This window comes from Methanobrevibacter cuticularis, assembly GCF_001639285.1.
In the GTDB taxonomy this organism is placed as follows: domain Archaea; phylum Methanobacteriota; class Methanobacteria; order Methanobacteriales; family Methanobacteriaceae; genus Methanobaculum; species Methanobaculum cuticulare.
Map to the genome: position 1 here is coordinate 29,390 of NZ_LWMW01000054.1, position 19,048 is coordinate 48,437.

A 19,048-nucleotide genomic window follows, 5' to 3' on the forward strand; every position below is an offset into this window, starting at 1 on the left:
GTGGGTGTAAAAATGATAGTAGTCAATCAAGAAGACTGCATTAAATGTGGAGCATGTGAGGGAACTTGTCCATCAGCAGCTATTGAATTAGAGAACCAAAAGGTTGTCTATTGTGATATCTGTGGTGGAGAGCCTAAATGTGTTGACATTTGCCCACAAGATGCACTTGCTGTAGATGAGTTACTCATTGATGAGAAAGGGAACACTCAAGCAAGGATTCTTTATAATCCTGCTAAGTGTAATGAGTGTGGAGATTGCGTAGCAGTTTGCCCTCCTCAAACCTTAAAACTTGACAATGATCAGAAAACCATGCCTTTACAAGGATTCTGTGTGATGTGTCAAAAATGTGTAAATATCTGCCCAGTTGGAGTCATTGGGATTCCTGGTATTAAAGAACCTAAAACTCGTGAATTAGATCTTGAAGGTCCAATTTTCATAAAAGATTGTGTTGGATGTGGAACATGTGTTCCGGAATGTCCTGTCGATGCAATTACTTTGGCTGAAACTGGCGGAGTAATAGAAATTGATGAAGACACATGTATTAAATGTGGTGTCTGCTCACAAACTTGTCCATGGGATGCAGTTTTCATATCTGAAATAAAACCAGAAAAACGTTCAAAAGAAATAAAATCATTTGAATTAGATGCTGAAACTTGTATTGGTTGTAATAGCTGTGTAGATGCTTGTCCAGGTGACTTTATAGAAGAATCTAAGTCTGATATGACAGTAAAACTTCCAACTATTTGTGCTGCATGCAGTTTATGTGAAAAAATTTGTCCTGTTGATGCTATTAGTTTAGATATCGAATGGGGAGATGCAAAACCTGCTAATGAAGAAGGAGTAGTTAATAATTCTGAAAAATGTGACTTCTTAGGTGCATGTGCATCTGTCTGCCCATCTGAAGCTATTCGGGTAGTTAGAAAAGACGGTACTCAAATGCCAGATGATATTCAAACAGACAATGACCCATCATTTAACATGTGTGTAAGATGTGGAGCATGTGCTGCAAAATGTCCTGAAGGTGCTTTAACATTATCACCTATGGATAAAGTAGCTGATGGTGAAATAGTTCAAAGAAACAGAATTGTGTTTAACCCATCATTATGTAATAAATGTGGGGATTGTATTGATGTTTGTCCATATGATATGTTAAAACTTAAAGAAGAAGGTAATTTACCTCTTGTTGGTTTCTGTACTCTATGTGAACAATGTATCGAGGCATGTCCAAAAGACGCAATGGAATTCAAATAAACAAAAACAATTTAGATGGTTATCCATCTAATACTTTTTTTATTTTCTTTTTCATGGTTAAAATACCATTAGATTATTTTTTTTTGAAATTATTTTTAATAATAATTATATTCTTAAATAATTATATTCTTAAGATTATTTAATAGAATTAATTTTTTGGAATTATTTTTAATATAGTCAGATACTTAATTTTTGGCAGTATATTTTCTGATTCTTTATATAATAATTGATATTTTTATTGTCAAAAATTTGGTTTTGTACTATAATATTTTTATTATTGTGAAATTTAAACATTTTTTACTATTGTTAAATCTAAATACAATCACTAATCACGATTAATTTTTTTAAATATGAAAAAATTAGTTGATTTAAATAATTAATATGATAAATTTATTTTTAGATATATTTCATTGTTCTTGGATGAATAGTTTATGTTCTTCAAGCTCTAATTGAACAAATTTTCCTTTCACTGATTTTTTATTGTTCAATATGTCTGTCATAGATATTTTATCTCCATCAATTTTTACACTCATAACATCTTCCATTATTAACTCATCATTTGTATTATAAATATTTGATTCACACATCATTAAAACCTCGCTATATTATTTTCTTATTAAATTATTAACCGTCTTTTTTATTAAATTAATAGTGAACATATTTCCCTTCATTATTCCCAATCACATCCCCATCATTCATTATAATATTTCCATTAGAGATGGTCATAATAGCTATTCCTTTATATTCATAATTTTCAAAGGGAGTATATTTTGCTTTAGTATAAAAATTATCTAGGTTGAACTTTCCTTCTTTTTTAAGATCTACTACAACAAAATCTGCATCTTTTCCTACTTCAATATTTCCTTTATTTTTCAGTCCAAATATCTTTGCAGGATTTTCTGATAATAATTTTGATATTGATGAAAGTTCAATGCTTCCTTTATTCACTTCAGTTAAAAGTAGAGACAGAACAGTTTCTAAGTTAGGGATTCCTGGTGCAGAGTTCCACACACCTCTTTCTTTTTCTTCAAGGGTATGGGGGGCATGATCTGTTCCAATCATGTCAATGTCACCCAAATCAGTCACTGCTAAATTTTCACCTTTTAGGCGAAGTGGAGGATTAGTCTTAGCTATTGTCCCATATTTGTCGAAAACATCACTATCAAGTAGTAAATGATGTGGTGTGATTTCTGTGGTTATATTATGGATTTTTGACTTATAGGATTCTGTTGTATTTTCCTGTTTTCTTTTGGATTTTAGTGTATTTTTTGTGTTGTTTTGTGTTGTTTTGGATTTTAGTGTATTTTTTGTGTTGTTTTGTGTTGTTTTGGATTTTAGTGTATTATCTGTTTTGTTTTGTTTTGTTTTGGATTTTAGTGTATTATCTATATCATATTGCCTTTTTTGTTCTAATTTTGCAATATCTAACGCTTCTTTGGTGCTTAAATGACATATATGTAAGTCAATATTATATTTTTTAGCCAATGATATTGCATATTTTACTGAAACGACCTCTGCTTTACTTGGTCTAGCATAACTGTAGTCTATAGGAGCATTACCTCTAATACATTCCATTTTTTTAAGTCTTTCAGTATTATCTTCTATAATAGCTTTATTTTCGCCATGAACTGTGATTTTAAGATTAAATTTTTGTGATTTAGAATTTTCACTATTTAAATCTCTTTCAGCTATTGAAATATTTCTAAATATGGTGTCCAAAGAATTATCTTCTTCTAAATCCATAAATATTTTAAATGAACTTGGTTTTAGTTCAGCTATCTTTTTTATCTCTTCTAAATTATTTATTCCACTGTGTAGACCAAAGTCAACAATACTCTTATTTTTAGCTATTTTCATTTTTTCCTTAAAATTTTCAGCTGTGTTGGTTTGAGGAACTGTATTTGGCATATCTATAATTGTTGTAAATCCTCCATTTGCTGCAGCGAAGCTACCACTTTTAAAACTCTCTTTATAAGTTAATCCAGGGTCTCTAAAATGGACATGTGGATCTATAAGTCCGGGTAAAACAAATTTTTCATTAATATCAATTTCTACATCTGCCTTTAATGGTTGTTTAGATATGTTAGCTATTTTCCCATCATTCACACTAACATAATAGCTTCCTGACTTATTCACAAGTTTAGAATTTTTGAGAACTAAATCATTCATTGTTCCTTCCATTTTTATTTTAATTTTTTCATAAGAAATTATATTCATTGATTTTGTTATATAATAAATATTATTCTTTTAATAAGGTGAATATCATTGACTTTATTATTAATCATTATATTTTTTCTCTTTATAATAAGAATATTTATTTTTTGTATATGATAAATTTTTATATTTTTTATTATTATCTTCATTATTATTTTTCATTATTATTTATATTAGAATAATATTATTTTTGTGAGCAATAAAATAAATAATAAATAATAAATAATAATTAATAAAAAATAAATACTAAATAATAGATAATAATTAATAAATAATAGAAAGTAATTAATAATTAATAAAAAATAAATACTAAATAATAGATAATAATTAATAAAGAATAGATAATAATTAATAAAGAATAGATAATAATTAATAAAGAATAGATAATAATTAATAAAGAATATGGGATTAAAGATTTTTAAAATTATAAATTTTCTGTTTTTATAAACAATAAATTAATTATAATTAACATTATAAATTAATATCATGCCTTCAGATGAATTAGTTCCATCAGAAAAATTTGTGAAAAAAATAATAGAAAGAGACAGAAGGATATTTTTTAAAGATTATTCTGATTCTCAAAATTCTATTTCTGAGGATAGTAAAATAGCAGAGGATAATACTTCAAGTTATCTAAATGAATATGGTAATTCAAAAAATCAGAAAACATCAGAAAAGCCTATAATCGCTGATTTCACAGAATATAATCCTCTTCATAAAGGTCATTTTCATTGTATGAATGTAGCTAAATCTAAAGTTCCTAATGGAATGTTTGTAGCTATAGTGCCTGGACTTTTTGAGAGAAGTGGGAGAGGTGTTCCTTTTATAATGACTCGACAAGCAAGGGCTAAAATAGCTATTGAAGTTGGAGCTGATATTGTTGTAGAAGGCCCTCCTATGGGAATTATGGGGTCTGGTCAATATTCTTTATGCTTAGCTAAGATGTTTAAAGCATTGAACACTGATTTTATTCCAAGAGGGTATCGTCCTTTTGAAGGTTATGATGAAATCTTAGAGAGAATAGCTAACGGGCATGGAATAGCACCTAAACCTTATAAAATAGTTGATATGGATACTAATGAGGTTTTATCTAAAAATAAACTTGAAGAAGATAATTATGTTATTGTTTCCTTTTCTAAATCGTTAAAAAAAATAGGATTTGATTTTAAAAATAAATTTATCTTTGTAAAGAGGATTAAAGGAGTAAGTGGAACTTTAATTCGGAAGGCTACTGAAACTGGCAACTTTAGCGAAGTTGTGGATATGTTACCTCCTGCATCAATAGCTATTTTAGAGGATGAGATTAAAAATAAGATGGCCCCTCTTCATAAGTCTCGTGATGAAGCCACTATTTTAAATTCAGCTAATGATTTGTCATTTGAAGAATTAAATGCATTAAATTTGATAAATGATAGCACTGCTGAAAAAATTGTAGAAATTCGAAAAAAAAAGAGTTTTGAATCATTATTTGAAATCCAAGATTGTATTTCACAAGGGTTTTCAACTCACTTTAAACATAGGGTTTTAAGTGTATTGGAAGCAAAAATAAATAAAGATGTAATATCTAATTATATTGATAATTATCCTTTTACTATACGAGTTTTAGATTATAAAAATAAGGATATTTTAGAAGAATTTAAAGATAAAATTAATAATAATAACAGGAGAATAGAATTATGGCAATAAAAAATGGCGATTTTGTTAGATTAGAATTTACAGGAAAAATCAAGGAAACTGGAGATATTTTTGATACTACTTCTGAAGAAGTAGCTTTAGAAGCAGGTATTTTTGTAGAAAATAAAGATTATGGTCCAATACCTATTATCATAGGAGGAAATCACCTTTTAAAAGCTATTGATGAAGCGGTTATTGGATTAGAAAAGGGAGATACTAAAGAAATTGAAGTTACTCCTGAAAATGGTTTTGGTAAGAGGGATACTAGTTTAATACAGTTAGTTCCAATGAAAGAGTTCAAAAAACAAGGAATGAATCCATATGTTGGAATGGAACTAAATTCAGATGGTAACAAAGGAAGAGTTCTGACTATTAATGGTGGAAGAGTAAAAGTAGATTTCAACCATGAATTAGCTGGTAAAAATTTGGAATACAGTGTAGTAATCACTGATATAATCGAAGATGACGAAGAAAAAATCAAAAGCATGATTCAACTTCATTATTCCTATCCAAACATGGATTTAGATAAAACTGAAATTAAAATAGACAGCGATAAAGTTAGTATCAAATTAGATGAAATCACACGATTCGATCAAAAATCTTACATGGATGTAACATTCGCCAGATTTAGAATATCTAAAGACATATGGGACCACATGGACTTTGAAAAAGTAGAATTCGTAGATGAATTTGAAAAGAAAGTTGAAGAAGATCTTGATTCTGATGAATCTGTAGCTGCTAATTCCGATGAATCTTTAAATACTAATTCTGATGAATCTGTAAATGATTCTGAAAACAAAGTTGAAGAAACTAGTGAATCTTCCGATGAATGAATATAATCTAAAGAATAATATCATTCAATAATCTATTTTTTTATTTATAGAATAATTCAATAGACTATTTTTTTTTATTTATAAATGAATACCATTTATAAATTTTATTAATACACTTTTCTATTTTTATTTTTTCTATATTTTATTGGCTAGGAAATAATTTTTTGAAAATTTATCATTTTCTTGTTTTTAGAATACTGTGATGCTGTTTTAGGCAGTGTAGTTCTATATTTTTCGCATGTACTTATTAAGTTGATATCATTTTGAATTTTCGGTAATCCTTTGGTTTCGACTTGTCTGTAGTTTAATTCAATTTTATGTGGATGAAGGGTTTTTTGACTATTATTTTTTTGTTTATTATTTTCTTTATTTTCTTTTTTGTCTATTTTTAAGCTATTGTGTCTTGGTATTTTTTGGAATAGTGGTTTATTATTCTGTAATTGGATCAGGATGACCATTCTTTTTTTTGGTTTTGCAATTTTTACATATTGATGTAGAATACTTTTTGCCTTCTTTTTATGTATATATTTTTTAATGGTAGTATTGTTGTTGTGGTGTATTCTTATTATTTATAATAAAAGAATAGGTTGAAAATTAAATGAGGAATTAGGTAGGTTGTTTTTCTATTGGGTTGTTTTTTTTGTGTTTATTTTTTGTTTTTTTGTTTGTGTGTTCTTTATATGTTTAGGGGGGGGGGGGGTAGTCTATGGTTTTGTTCCTGCTTCGTTATTTCTTTTTGTTTTCGTTTTGGGGTGTGTAGAAGTGATATCTTTATATATGGGTAATTGCTATAAGTATGTTTGTCCAGTAGTTAAAAGTTAATAGTTTAATAGGATACTAACTGTTCTTTAGATGACTAACAAGTTTTTTTATTTATTAATTAATAAGGTATGGTTAGTAGTTGATTGTTAAGTGTTCTTAGTTTTTAATAGCTGGATGGTATGTTGAGATATATATTGTATTTTAATGATGAGGTGAAAGATATTATGAATAAGTTTAAAAAGACGTCTTTTGTGATGGTCTTATTGTTGCTTTTTGCTTTGTTGGTAATGGTTGGTTTATCAACTAGTTTTGCAGCAGATCGTAATATTACTAATGCGACTGATGGTGGTATTAGTGGTGCTGTTAATAGCTCTCTAGCTAACGATAAGATAATATTGTCTGATGGTATTTATTCAGGCAACAACAACAAAGACATAATAATAAATAAGAATTTAACCATTACAGGCTCTAATAAAGCCAACACGGTAATTGATCTAAGTGGTGGTAGTAAGTTATTCACAATTAATTCTAGTGTAAGCTTAATATTGGCGAATTTGACTATAAAAAACGCACAAATAGGCAATAACAGTTACTTGATTAGTAATAATGGTTATTTAACACTGCAAAATGTTAATATAATTAATAATGAAATTGAGAATGATGCTGGTTATGTTATTTATACAGATAATCATCTAACTGTTATAGATTCTACATTTACTAATAATAGTGGTATTGCTGGCGGTGCAATTTATGTATCTGCTGGTAACAATAGTACAACTAATGTTGATATTGTTAATTCTACTTTTACTAATAACAATGCGACTACTAATGGTGGTGCCGTTTATGTAGGTGCTGCTACTAGTGGCCTTAGTAATGTGAATATTATTGATTCTACTTTTACTGGTAATAATGCTACTGGTGGTGGATCAGTTTATATACGTCCTATTGGTATTTCTAATGTGAATATCACTAGATCTAACTTTATAAACAACAAGGCGGTCTATGGTGGATCAATAGCTATAAATAATTACGAAAATGGTACTCCTAATGTGAATATTATTGATTCTACTTTTACTAATAACAATGCGGCTGATAATGGTGCAGCAATTGATGTAGGTAGTAGTGCTAATGGTACTACTAGTGCTTATATAGTTAATTCCACTTTTGAAAACAACACCGTAGGATATAATGGCGGAGGAATAGTTATAACTAATAGTGCTAATGGTACTACTAGTGCTTATATTGCTAATTCCACTTTCACAGGCAATAATGCTGGTATGGGGGGAGGAGTTAGTGTACTTAATATGGGTAGTGCTTATATTGCTAATTCCACTTTCACAGGCAATAATGTTGGTATGGGGGGAGGAGTTAGTGTACTTAATATGGGTAGTGCTTATATTGTTAATTCCACTTTTGAAAGCAACACTGCAACTACTAGTGGTGGAGCAATTTTTGTAAGCACTAGTGCTAATGGTACTCCTAGTATTTATACAGTTAATTCCACTTTCGTAAATAACACCGCTACTAATAATGGTGGAGGAATTTATGTAACCACTATTAATGGTAGTGATGGTATTCTTGATTCTAGTTTCGTAAATAACACCGCAACTAATGGTGGAGCAATTTATCTAACTACTGGTGCTGATGGTAGTGTTAGTGTTGATATTGTTAATTCCACTTTTGAAAGCAACACTGCAACTACTAGTGGTGGAGCAATTTATGTATATAGTTGGATCAGGACTCATGATAGTGTTGGTATTTTTGATTCTAGTTTCGTAAATAACACTGCAACTACTAGTGGTGGAGCAATTTACGTAACTACTAATAGTAATAGTAGTGTTAGTGTTGATATTGTTAATTCCACTTTTGAAAGCAACACTGCAACTACTAGTGGTGGAGCAATTTATCTAACTGCTGGTGCTGATGGTAGTGTTAGTGTTGATATTGTTAATTCCACTTTTGAAAGCAACACTGCAACTACTAGTGGTGGAGCAATTTACGTAACTACTAATTATAGGTGTAATTTTACTATCGATGTTCTTAGTTCTAGTTTTATAAATAACTCCGCAGCTAATGGTAAGGCTATTTATGTAACTAGTGGCCCTGATAGTAATGTTAGTGTTGTTGTGAATTATAATGTGTTTTTAAATCAGTCTACTGGTGCTATTTTTAAGAATGGTGCTTCTTCTGTTGTTGTTGATGCTGATTATAATTATTGGGGTTTTAATGGTGTCCCAACTGGTATGACTAATGTTGTTGTGAATAGTTATTATGTGCTTGGTATTACTAATATGAGTGATCTTGGTGCTAATTATACTGTTGGTGATTTATTAAACTTTAATTATACTGTGTATTTAAATGGTACTAGTGATAGTACTAATGCTAGTAATTTACCAAGTCTTAACAGTATTTTCTATAATGATCTTTTATATGGTTATTTCAGTTTGAATGCTCCGGGTATTATACAGGTTCCTGTACAAACTATAGCTGGTGATGTTTTTAATTTCACTAATGCTAATGGTACTGTAATCGGAAACTTTACATTAACTGGTACTATTTATCCAGGTAGTGTTGATAATATCACTGTTCCTGAGATTATTATTGTGAATAATACTAGTGTTGATTTGGTTATTAGTATTCCTACTAGTGTTGGTGGTTTAGCTGGTCAGACTTTTAATGTTACTATTAATGGTCAAACACAAACTGTTGCTTTTACTAATGGTACAGGTACTTTTGTGGGTTATCAGTATGGTAATTTAGGACTTAATAGTTTAAATATCACTTTAAGTGATAATCCTAACTACAATAACAGCTCTGCTATTAACAACGTTTTCTTCAAAGAAGAAACAAACATTAATGCTAGTGTGAATGACACTGTTTATGGTGAAAACGCAATTATTGTGATTAATGCAACTAGTAATGGTCGATCTATAGCTGATGGAACTTACACAGTAATACTCAACGGTGTTGAGTATAATGTAACTTTTACTAATGGTATAGGACAGGTTATTTTATCTGGTCTTAATGCAGGTGAATATAATTACACTATAATCTTCAATAGCACTGATAAATACATCGAATCAGAAACTAACATCACAATAAATGTTATTAAAGCTAATGTGAATATTGGTGTTAACTTACCATCAAATGCTACATATGGTGGAAACAGTACTATATCTGGTAACTTAACCACTAATGGTAGCTTATTAGAAGGCACTTACAACATCACAGTAACTATAAATGGCGTAGAATACAATGTAACAGTTATCGATGGTGTTTGGAGTTTAACAATACCTAATACAAATGTAGGAATAGCTAATATAGACATATTTTTCCCTGAAAACAATAACTACAACAATGCAACAATAGCTAATAGCTATACTGTTAATCCAAAGAATCTTGGAACTAAAATCACAATAACCTCAACAAGAAACGGCAATAAAATTACCTACAAAATCACACTAAAAGACAACCAAGGAAACATATTAACTAACCAAAATCTCACTTTAACTATTGCAGGTAAAACTGTAACTCTTAGAACAAATAGTCAAGGAATTGCACAGTACACATTTACTGCAACTAAAGCAGGAAAATACTACGCAAACGCAGCATACAACGGACTAAACACCGAAAACATCATCTATGGCTCTTCCAGTGCAAAATCCAACAGCATATCAATCACAAAAACAAACATAAAAGTCTATCATGTTGCTAAGAGTGCTAAAACTGTAAAATATCATGGAAAAAGATACAGAGTCTATTATAAAACCTATTATATTAAAAATTACGGTATTTTAACAGGTTCTAAACTATTCCAGAAATCTTTAAAAGGTTTCACACTAAGCAAAATCAGCAAAACAAGCAACATAAAAACAAACTACAACAAAACCAAAAAAATCCTAAAAACCAGTGTAAAAAACCTCGCACATGCAAAAATAGCCAAAATCAAAATAAAATTCTACAAAAGAATCGCATAAAAACCTTTAGCTTATAAAAGCTAAAAAATCCAAAAATTTTAAAAAAGTAGAGAATAAATTAATTTTTTTCCTTATTCTCTCTTACTTTATTTTTTTATTTATTAAGATCATTTTATTTTTTTACTTATTTTTTTTACTTTATTTACTTTGATGTGGAATAATTATTTTTATTTTTTCATTTTCCATGAATTAGGGGAAATTAAATAAAAAATGTATTTATACCAATATGTAAAATTGGACATCTAAAAGAATGCTCACAAGGATCTAACTACATAATAATAAGCCACTATACCACAAGTTACCAAGATAGAATAGCTTAAAAATGGGTAAAAAACAAAATAATGAAACCCATAAACAAAAAATAATAGTTGAAAGACACTTCTCCCATATCGTAATTTGAACTATAGACAAGGCAAAACCAGAGGACTACAGAATTCAAAATGGCATTGACTTGCTAACAACAACACATAACATACAAAAAATATACAACTATACCACCGAAAACAACACTACAATGTTCAAAAATAAACTAAGAAAAAACAAAAATTCACAAAATCAGAATAAAAAAACTACAAACTTTCAAAAAATTATTCCTAGCTAATTTAATTATAAAAATATTGAATTATTTATAATATTTGACATTGAGTTTGAAAATAGTAATTTTAATATAGATAGCTAAAATGTATTTAATAGATAATAAATATATAAATAAATTATCTAAAATATATATTTTTAATATTTCTAGATTTTAATTGTTAAGTTGTTTACTGTTATATCTTTAATTATTTATAATTATTTAATTATTATTTATTTAATCTATCCTAATAATAATAATAATAATAATAATAATCGTTTTCAATATTAACTGAATATATTATTTATAAGTTCCCCAGGATTAGTAAACAAAGCTTGAATAGCATCAAAAAAGCTAGGATAATTACTACTCAATGTTACTAAGAATATTATATAAGATACAACTAATATGATTAAAACAATTAATAAAATTGTTAGAATCTTTTCTAGACTTGAGAAAGGAGTTGGTGTGTCATTCTTGTATTGGATTCGTCTATGTAATGAATGTGGAGTGTATTGTTCACTTTTTTTGTCGTTATCGTGACTTTTTCTTAAATTATCTAAAATAGGGACTCCTTTTTGTTTATTTATTTGATCATCTTCTGTTTCATTATAAATTTCCCTTGGTGCAGTTGTTTCAGGAGGGATGTAAGTATTTTTGGTTATAGGGCCATTTTCTTCTTCGTCAATAGCTAATTGCTCACTTAAAGATAAATTTTTCTCATCTCTAACATTTTTTGGAGTTTTTTCATCAAAATAAAGGTCATCTAAATATTTTTCATATTTTTCTTCAATATTTTTATTAGGTGTGATATCAGATCTTTCATTAGGAAGCTCCTCTGTTCCTCCTATGTTTTCTTTAGCTATTTCAGGAGTTATATTATGTGCATCATCATATATCCTATTATCAGAGTAAAGGTCCTCGTAATCATCATTAAAAGTATCTTGTACATCTTTTGCAGGTGTTTCTTTAAGTGTTTCATTTGTTTGATCAGGAATTTCACTAGCACTGGTTTCTCTTTTATTAATTGCAAGATCTGTTAATTCAGGTCCTACAAGTTCACTCATACAATCTTGGCAATAATTTCTTCCAGCAATAGTTATTTTACAGTCTTCACACAGATTTTTTCCGCAAAACTGACAATTAGCAACAGCTTCTTTCTCAGGATGATTTTGACAGTTCATATCCTTCACTCCATATTTAATTATATTATAATTTGATGATTAGTTTTTAATTAAATCATGATTTTATAGTTTCAATAGCTATTATATTTTTGATTAATGATTTTATATTTTTAATATTCATTATATTTTAATATATAATTATTCTATTATATGATTTTGATTAGTTATTATTTAAATTTAATGGTTTTTAACTATTTTTTAGTATTATTTAGTTGATTATAATTTGATTATAAAAAATTAAAATAATATTAAAGAAATTAATAAAAAACTAGATATTATAGTTACAATCATTTACATATTGGTAGAATACTCTTTTTTTCTTTGCCTTCTTATTTTTGCATATTTTTAAATCGTAGTATTTTGTTATTGTGTTGTATTATTATTCTTTATAATAGAAGAATAGGTGGAAAATGCGTTGATGGATTAGATGTCTTATTTTTGTGAAAAATATGATTTTTTGTGTTTAATTTTTGTGTGAATGGTTTTAAGTTCTTTATATGTTTAGGGGGGGGGGGGGGTAGTCTATGGAATTAGTTCTGGTTTGTGGTTTCTTCTTGTTTTGTCATTGGAGTGTGTAGAAGTGATATCTTTATATATGGGTAATTACTATAAGTATGTTTGTCCAGTAATTAAAAGTTAATAGTTTAATAGGATACTAACTGTTCTTTCAGTAACTAACAAGTTTTTTTCATTTATTATTGATGAGATGTTAGTTAGTAGGTGATGATTGTTAAACATTTTTTAGTTTTTAACTAATAGCTGGCATTATATTGAATATTAGATATTTAAGTAAAAACACGGTTCGATATATTAAATAAAAAAATATTGAGGTGAATTTATACTATGTATAAAAATGAATTTAAGAAATTATCGATTTTTTTGATAATTTCCGCAATAATAGCTATTGGGGCTTTTTCTTTAATCGGCACAACAAACGCAGCAGATGTTACTATTAATAACACTACTGATAATATACGAGATGCATCAATCGGCAATGGTAGCTTTAATGATGGCGATACATTGTACTTAGAAGATGGTGTATACTCAGGAACAGGTAACAAAAATCTTGCAATCAGCAAAAATATGACAATAGCTGGTAAAACCAAAGGTGGAGCAATAATCGACATGGAAAACAATGGACGAGCATTCACAATAAATGCAGGAATCAACATAACACTGATAAACATAACCTTCATAAACGGAAACATCACAGTTAGTGGTGGTGTAATCGCATCAACTGGAACTAACATCATATTAACCATAACCGACTGCACATTCGAAAACAACACAGCAAATAATGGTGGAGCTATTCATATAAATGGAGTTAGTTCCAATACTACTATCAAAAATTCAATATTCAAAAACAACAAAGCAAGTAATAATGATGGTGCTGTATGTATGGTTGGAACTAATAGTGCTCATTTGGTTGATAATTGTACTTTTGAAAACAACACTGCAACTAATAGTTATGGTACTTTATCTATTGGTGGAGATGGTTCTGATAATATTTTAAGAAATTCAGTATTCAAAAACAATACTGCAACTAATTATGCTGGTGCTACTTTAAGTGGAAGTAATAGTATTAATTTGGTTGATAATTGTACTTTTGAAAACAACACTGCAACTAGTAATTATGGTGCTTTAAATATTAATGGACCTGGTTCTGATAATACTCTCGAAAATTCAGTATTCAAAAACAATACTGCAACTAATTATGCTGGTGCTACTTTAAGTGGAAGTAATAGTATTAATTTGGTTGATAATTGTACTTTTGAAAACAACACTGCAACTAATAGTTATGGTGGTTTAACTATTGGCGGTGATGGTAGTGATAATACTGTTCGTGATTCTGTGTTTGAGAATAATACTGCGTCTAATAGTTACGGTGCTATTATTGCTACTGGTGATGGTAGTAATACTGTTTTGGATAATGTTACTATAGTTAATAATTCTGCCGGTATTAATGGTGGTGGAATAGGTTTCACTGGTGATAATAATGTGCTTACTATTAAAGATAGTATTATAAGTGATAATAGTGCTGTTAAAGAAGGTGGAGCATTATATGCTAGTGGTGAAAATCAGACTATCAATATTGAAGGTAGTAGTTTAGTGAATAATGGTGCTAAGATTGGTGGAGCATTAGATATTAATGGTGAAGAAGGTAAAGTTAATATAGATAATTCATTGTTTGAAAATAATTCTGCTAGTTCTAATGGTGGAGCAATAGATATCAATGGCGAATCCCATGAGACTAATATTAACAACTCTACATTCAACAATAATTCCGCTAAAAATGGTGGAGTAATCAACAGCAACGGCGAAAACAATATTATAATAGCTAATAATACTGATTTCAACAACAACAATGCTATAAATAAAGGTGGAGTAATCAACAGCAATGGTGATAATAGTATTATTGTTTTGGATAATTCAACAGCAACTAACAACTCCGCACGAGAAGGTGGAGCAATCAGTAGTACTGGTGATGAAAACGAAATAGCAATAGGTAACAGTGAATTATCAGGCAATAATGACGGAATATTAAAAAGTGAAGGTGATAATAACAAAATCACAGTCGACAACTCTACTATAACTAATAACACAGCAAAAGATGGATTAATCACTAACAATGGAGACAACAACAATGTAACTATCGATAATACTAACTCAACTAATAATACTGGTGATATAGTATCTAATACAGGTAATAATAACACTGAATCAGAGAATAACAGTAATATAACCGTCGATGTAACTTATGAAACTAACACCGATTTAGTGATTTTTTCAAGTAATGGACAAATCACAATAACAGCAATACTGACAAACAAAAACACTGGAGAAAAACTATCAGGCGAAAAAGTTTATTTCTATATTAATGGTAAACAAGTAGGTTCAGCAACAACCGATAAAGACGGAGAAGCAAGATTCATTTACAAAGTACCAAAAACAGCTAACTACAATGTATATGCAAAATATCAACAAACAACAATAACCAATTCAACTGGAAACTACACATTCAAAGAATCAACAAGTGTAACAAAATCTTTAAATGTTAACAAACCACTAACACCAGCAAAAATAAAAGTTTACAGCAAAAAAACAACTTCAAAAAAGACCAAAAACTACAAAATCTACTACATAACATACTCAATCAAAAACTACGGAGAAAAAACAGGCACAAAGACATTCACAAAATCACTCAAAAACATACTCAAAAAACACAAACTCTACAAAATACAAACAACAAAAAACACCAAATACAACTACAACAAAGCATCCAAAATACTAAAAACAATAGTCAAAAACCTAGCACACAACAAAATAGCTAAACTCAAAATAACAGTATACAGAAAAGCTTAACAAAGATAAATTGTTTTTGCATTATATTTTTTTGGAAAGAAGTTAATTAATATAGTATTCTTTCCAAACATTCTTTTTTTTCCTTCATTTCATAATTTAATTAATATTTATTCATTTTCATCTGATTAAAACATTAATAAATTTTATTATACAAGAATTGATCTAAATGTATTGATTATAGTCAAACACGAATTTATTGGTAAAAACATGATTTCATTGTATAAAATGTCTTTAATCTCAATTTAAAGATTAATAAAGAGTATTTGAAATAATGACGTTTGCCAAAAAATTGAGTTCCACATATAATGAAAACTAGTAAAAAGTAAATATTTAGCATATAATTACATATTAAAATATAATAGCTATTAAATGAGTGAAAAAATAGAAAATGGGAGTGAAAAAATAGAAATAGGAATAAAAAATAGAAAATGGGAGTAAAAAAATAGAAATAGGAAAATATAGAATTTCTTATCTAAAATTTATTCTCTAATTTACCACTTTTAATATTTTACTATCGTCATGATTAAGACTTAGTAGGCCAAGTTATCATCTTTGGTGTTTTGGTAGTGTTATATCTTTCTTGAATGAGTTTAGGCCAATTTTCTTTGTTGAATCCTTTTTGAGCTAAAAATCCAAATAGCCATCTTGTTAAACCTAAACCAGTACACCCTGTCCAAATTTTATGTTGATGTGCTTCTCTAATAGAAAATCCTTCGACAAAATGAGTTCCATGAACATTTGCAGAAACGATAGCCACTCCCTTTTCTCTTCCTGGGACTTTGAGTCTCATTTCATATTTTGGGATGTCTGGAAACTCTATTCCTCTACTTTCAACTTTTCTACCTTCAAGATAGAATGGATCATCTCCTATTTCAGTATACCATTCTAATTCTAGTTCATTTGCTATTTCATGGGATAATTCTAATGTATTGTCTCTAATAGCATTTGTTTGTTCAGGTGTCCCCACCCAAACTAGCTCGATTCTTTGGAATTCATGGACACGATCTATCCCTTTGGCTCCTCCAGATTCCCATCTGTAGGTCCAACCACTCTTATCATAAAGTTTCATAGGCAAGTCTTTCTCATCTAAAACCTCATGACTTAAAAATTCGTAGAATGGTTCACACTGTGCTGCAGATAGTACATAGTTTGGATCTTTTAATCCTTCTTTCAATAAATTCATTGGAACTTCTCGAGTAATAGCTAGTTCTTGCTTAAATTTATTAAATAATTCAGGATCTCTTTTTGGAGCACTACAATAATACATTCCTTCAGGAAGGCCATCTAGATATCTCATTTTATCCATCACTGGAACAGGAATTAATTTTGGAAACAGACATTCATCAAATTCTAGTCTGTTTACTATATTTTCAATTAAGATGTCTTCAAATATTCTTTGTAAAGCTGTCATTTGAGGACCATAAAACCACTGTCCTCGTCCTGGAAATTTTTTAATCCAGCCAAGTTCAATTGCTTTTTCTGTAACGTCTTCTTCAAAATATGTTTCAAACTCTGGACTCTCAGCTATTATTTCTCCAGGAGTGGATTTAGTCATAGTAAAAGTCAAATCTTGTTTTTCACTCATTGGAATTTCATTATCCACATTATCTTTAGTTTTATTTCCGTGTTTAATAGTTATATGTTTTATTAAACGATTTGTGGACTGTTTTTTGATATCAGATTCATCTATATTATCAATTGTGATTATTACATTCTTGTTTCCTATTTTAATGTCTGATATTTGAGCTGCACTTTCAGCTGCAGAAAAATCGATATCATATTCTCCTTCTCCTGTTGGAATAGTAATTTCATAGTTGTCAACATGTAAACTTCTGACTCCTATGTGATATTTCTTTCCAATTATTTGGGTTAAAGGATTTTTAAGTCTAAGTAATGCATCATGAGATCTTACTTTATGACCAGATCTTATCTGAAGATACAACACATTGTCTTTAATATCCCATTGGGTTATTCTTGCTCCTGTTTCTTCATCACCTTCTTTCACACCTCGAAGTAATAGCTCTTTGTTAGCATCATCAAGAAATTTAGCTATTTCCTGTTCTGCTTCTTCGACATTTTTACTAAATGTTATTGTCCCGTTAAGTAGAAATCTCATAATCTCACCATTATAGTTATATTTTTTATTATATTTTTTAATTGTTAGTATATTTTTTTTAAATCGTTATTAGATTTTTATTATATTTTTTAATTGTTAGTATATTTTTTTTAAATCGTTATTAGATTTTTATTATATTTTTTAATTGTTAGTATTTTAATTGTTAGTATATTTTTTTTAAATCGTTATTAGATTTTTATTATATTTTTTAATTGTTAGTATATTTTTTTTAAATCGTTATTAGATTTTTATTATATTTTTTAATTGTTAGTATATTTTTTATTATTTATATCTTAATTAATCTTTTTAACTAATTATCTTCTATTAATTATCCAATTAAATAGATAATGTTTGCAAATCAAACAATTAATTTTCTAATCAGCATTTAATTGTTATTCATAGAGATATCATTCTATCAAAATAAAATCTATTCTATTTTCAATAAATTATTAATAATATTGGTTTTTAGTAATTAATAATTTCAGTAATTAATAATTTCTAATAAATACCCTTATTAATAGAATATTTAGTACTATATTCTTAAATTAAATTATATTATTAAAATACTACATCATAAATAGCATCATATAAAATTTTCAGCTATTATGATCAAAGAATAAGAATATTTAATAAATATTCGCAATGTCTTCAGCAGTTTTAATAAGTTCTAAAATTAACAAAATTATTATAAAATTACTAAATAAAAACTGTAATTGTTTTATTGATGTTTAGGTGTCGATGTCGATTTTAAAACTTTTTCAACTAATATTTCAGAGAATATTAAATCATCTACCGTAGATAGGAATGTAGAAAGTGATTCAGCACTTAAATTATAATTTAATATATTTTCTTCTTTATTAGATTTGATAAATCCTTTATTTTCAACCTCTAATGATTGAAATGATATATCAGCATCTTTTGAGTTTCCATACTCAATTTGAATTTTAGCATCGATTTTCATTTTAATCAAACATCTTCTATTTTTAAAATTAGTTTAAGAAAAATTATATTTAATTTGAATATTAGACTCCTACCTTTACTCAAATTACTATAAAAATATAGTTAAGTATATTAATATAAAGATATGCCTAAATCTAAAT

12 protein-coding genes are annotated in these 19,048 nt (G+C 28.3%); 6 read left to right on the plus strand and 6 right to left on the minus strand.

Features of this window, described 5'->3' with window-relative positions; genetic code table 11:
* The first annotated feature begins 12 nt into the window (after positions 1-12).
* Positions 13-1,251, plus strand: a complete 1,239-nt coding sequence (locus MBCUT_RS01610) for a 4Fe-4S binding protein (RefSeq protein WP_067257985.1) — start codon at positions 13-15, stop codon at positions 1,249-1,251.
* Between the two features lie 407 nt (positions 1,252-1,658).
* Here MBCUT_RS01610 and MBCUT_RS01615 read toward each other — a convergent pair whose 3' ends face one another.
* Together MBCUT_RS01615 and MBCUT_RS01620 are read right to left on the minus strand one after the other, a co-directional pair.
* Entirely contained in the window at positions 1,659-1,838 is a 180-nt protein-coding gene (locus tag MBCUT_RS01615) for a CooT family nickel-binding protein (RefSeq protein ID WP_067258067.1), read from the minus strand.
* 58 nt (positions 1,839-1,896) lie between these two features.
* A complete protein-coding gene (locus MBCUT_RS01620) occupies positions 1,897-3,420 on the minus strand; it encodes a dihydroorotase (RefSeq protein ID WP_084270674.1) in 1,524 nt (507 codons plus the stop codon).
* 531 nt (positions 3,421-3,951) lie between these two features.
* On the opposite strand from MBCUT_RS01620, the gene MBCUT_RS01625 reads away from it, so the two are divergent.
* Together MBCUT_RS01625 and MBCUT_RS01630 are read left to right on the plus strand one after the other, a co-directional pair.
* Positions 3,952-5,151, plus strand: a complete 1,200-nt coding sequence (locus MBCUT_RS01625) for a nucleotidyltransferase family protein (RefSeq protein ID WP_067257992.1) — start codon at positions 3,952-3,954, stop codon at positions 5,149-5,151.
* A complete protein-coding gene (locus MBCUT_RS01630) occupies positions 5,142-5,972 on the plus strand; it encodes a peptidylprolyl isomerase (RefSeq protein ID WP_067257996.1) in 831 nt (276 codons plus the stop codon). Before MBCUT_RS01625 ends, MBCUT_RS01630 begins: the two co-directional genes overlap by 10 nt.
* Before the next feature lie 149 nt (positions 5,973-6,121).
* Here MBCUT_RS01630 and MBCUT_RS01635 read toward each other — a convergent pair whose 3' ends face one another.
* Entirely contained in the window at positions 6,122-6,430 is a 309-nt protein-coding gene (locus tag MBCUT_RS01635; RefSeq protein WP_067258001.1) for a hypothetical protein, read from the minus strand.
* Between the two features lie 211 nt (positions 6,431-6,641).
* On the opposite strand from MBCUT_RS01635, the gene MBCUT_RS10700 reads away from it, so the two are divergent.
* Both MBCUT_RS10700 and MBCUT_RS01640 read left to right on the plus strand, forming a co-directional pair.
* A complete protein-coding gene (locus MBCUT_RS10700; RefSeq protein WP_169805356.1) occupies positions 6,642-6,794 on the plus strand; it encodes a hypothetical protein in 153 nt (50 codons plus the stop codon).
* A gap of 164 nt (positions 6,795-6,958) precedes the next feature.
* Positions 6,959-10,711 (plus strand): beta strand repeat-containing protein, encoded by a 3,753-nt coding sequence (locus tag MBCUT_RS01640; protein WP_169805357.1) that lies wholly within the window; start codon positions 6,959-6,961, stop codon positions 10,709-10,711.
* Between the two features lie 861 nt (positions 10,712-11,572).
* On the opposite strand, the gene MBCUT_RS01645 is transcribed toward MBCUT_RS01640, so the two are convergent.
* Entirely contained in the window at positions 11,573-12,469 is an 897-nt protein-coding gene (locus MBCUT_RS01645; protein ID WP_067258010.1) for a B-box zinc finger protein, read from the minus strand.
* A gap of 843 nt (positions 12,470-13,312) precedes the next feature.
* Here MBCUT_RS01645 and MBCUT_RS01650 point away from each other — a divergent pair.
* Complete coding sequence (locus tag MBCUT_RS01650) at positions 13,313-15,832, plus strand: beta strand repeat-containing protein (RefSeq protein ID WP_067258013.1); 2,520 nt, start codon at positions 13,313-13,315, stop codon at positions 15,830-15,832.
* Positions 15,833-16,355: 523 nt separating this feature from the next.
* Here the strand turns inward: MBCUT_RS01650 and serS are convergent.
* Both serS and MBCUT_RS01660 read right to left on the minus strand, forming a co-directional pair.
* Positions 16,356-17,948 carry a serine--tRNA ligase gene (serS, locus tag MBCUT_RS01655; RefSeq protein WP_067258016.1) on the minus strand — a complete coding sequence of 531 codons (1,593 nt, stop codon included), beginning with the start codon at positions 17,946-17,948 and terminating at the stop codon, positions 16,356-16,358.
* Between the two features lie 718 nt (positions 17,949-18,666).
* Positions 18,667-18,909: a KEOPS complex subunit Pcc1 gene (locus MBCUT_RS01660; protein WP_067258019.1), complete on the minus strand. Its 243-nt coding sequence runs from the start codon at positions 18,907-18,909 to the stop codon at positions 18,667-18,669.
* Positions 18,910-19,048 lie beyond the last annotated feature (139 nt).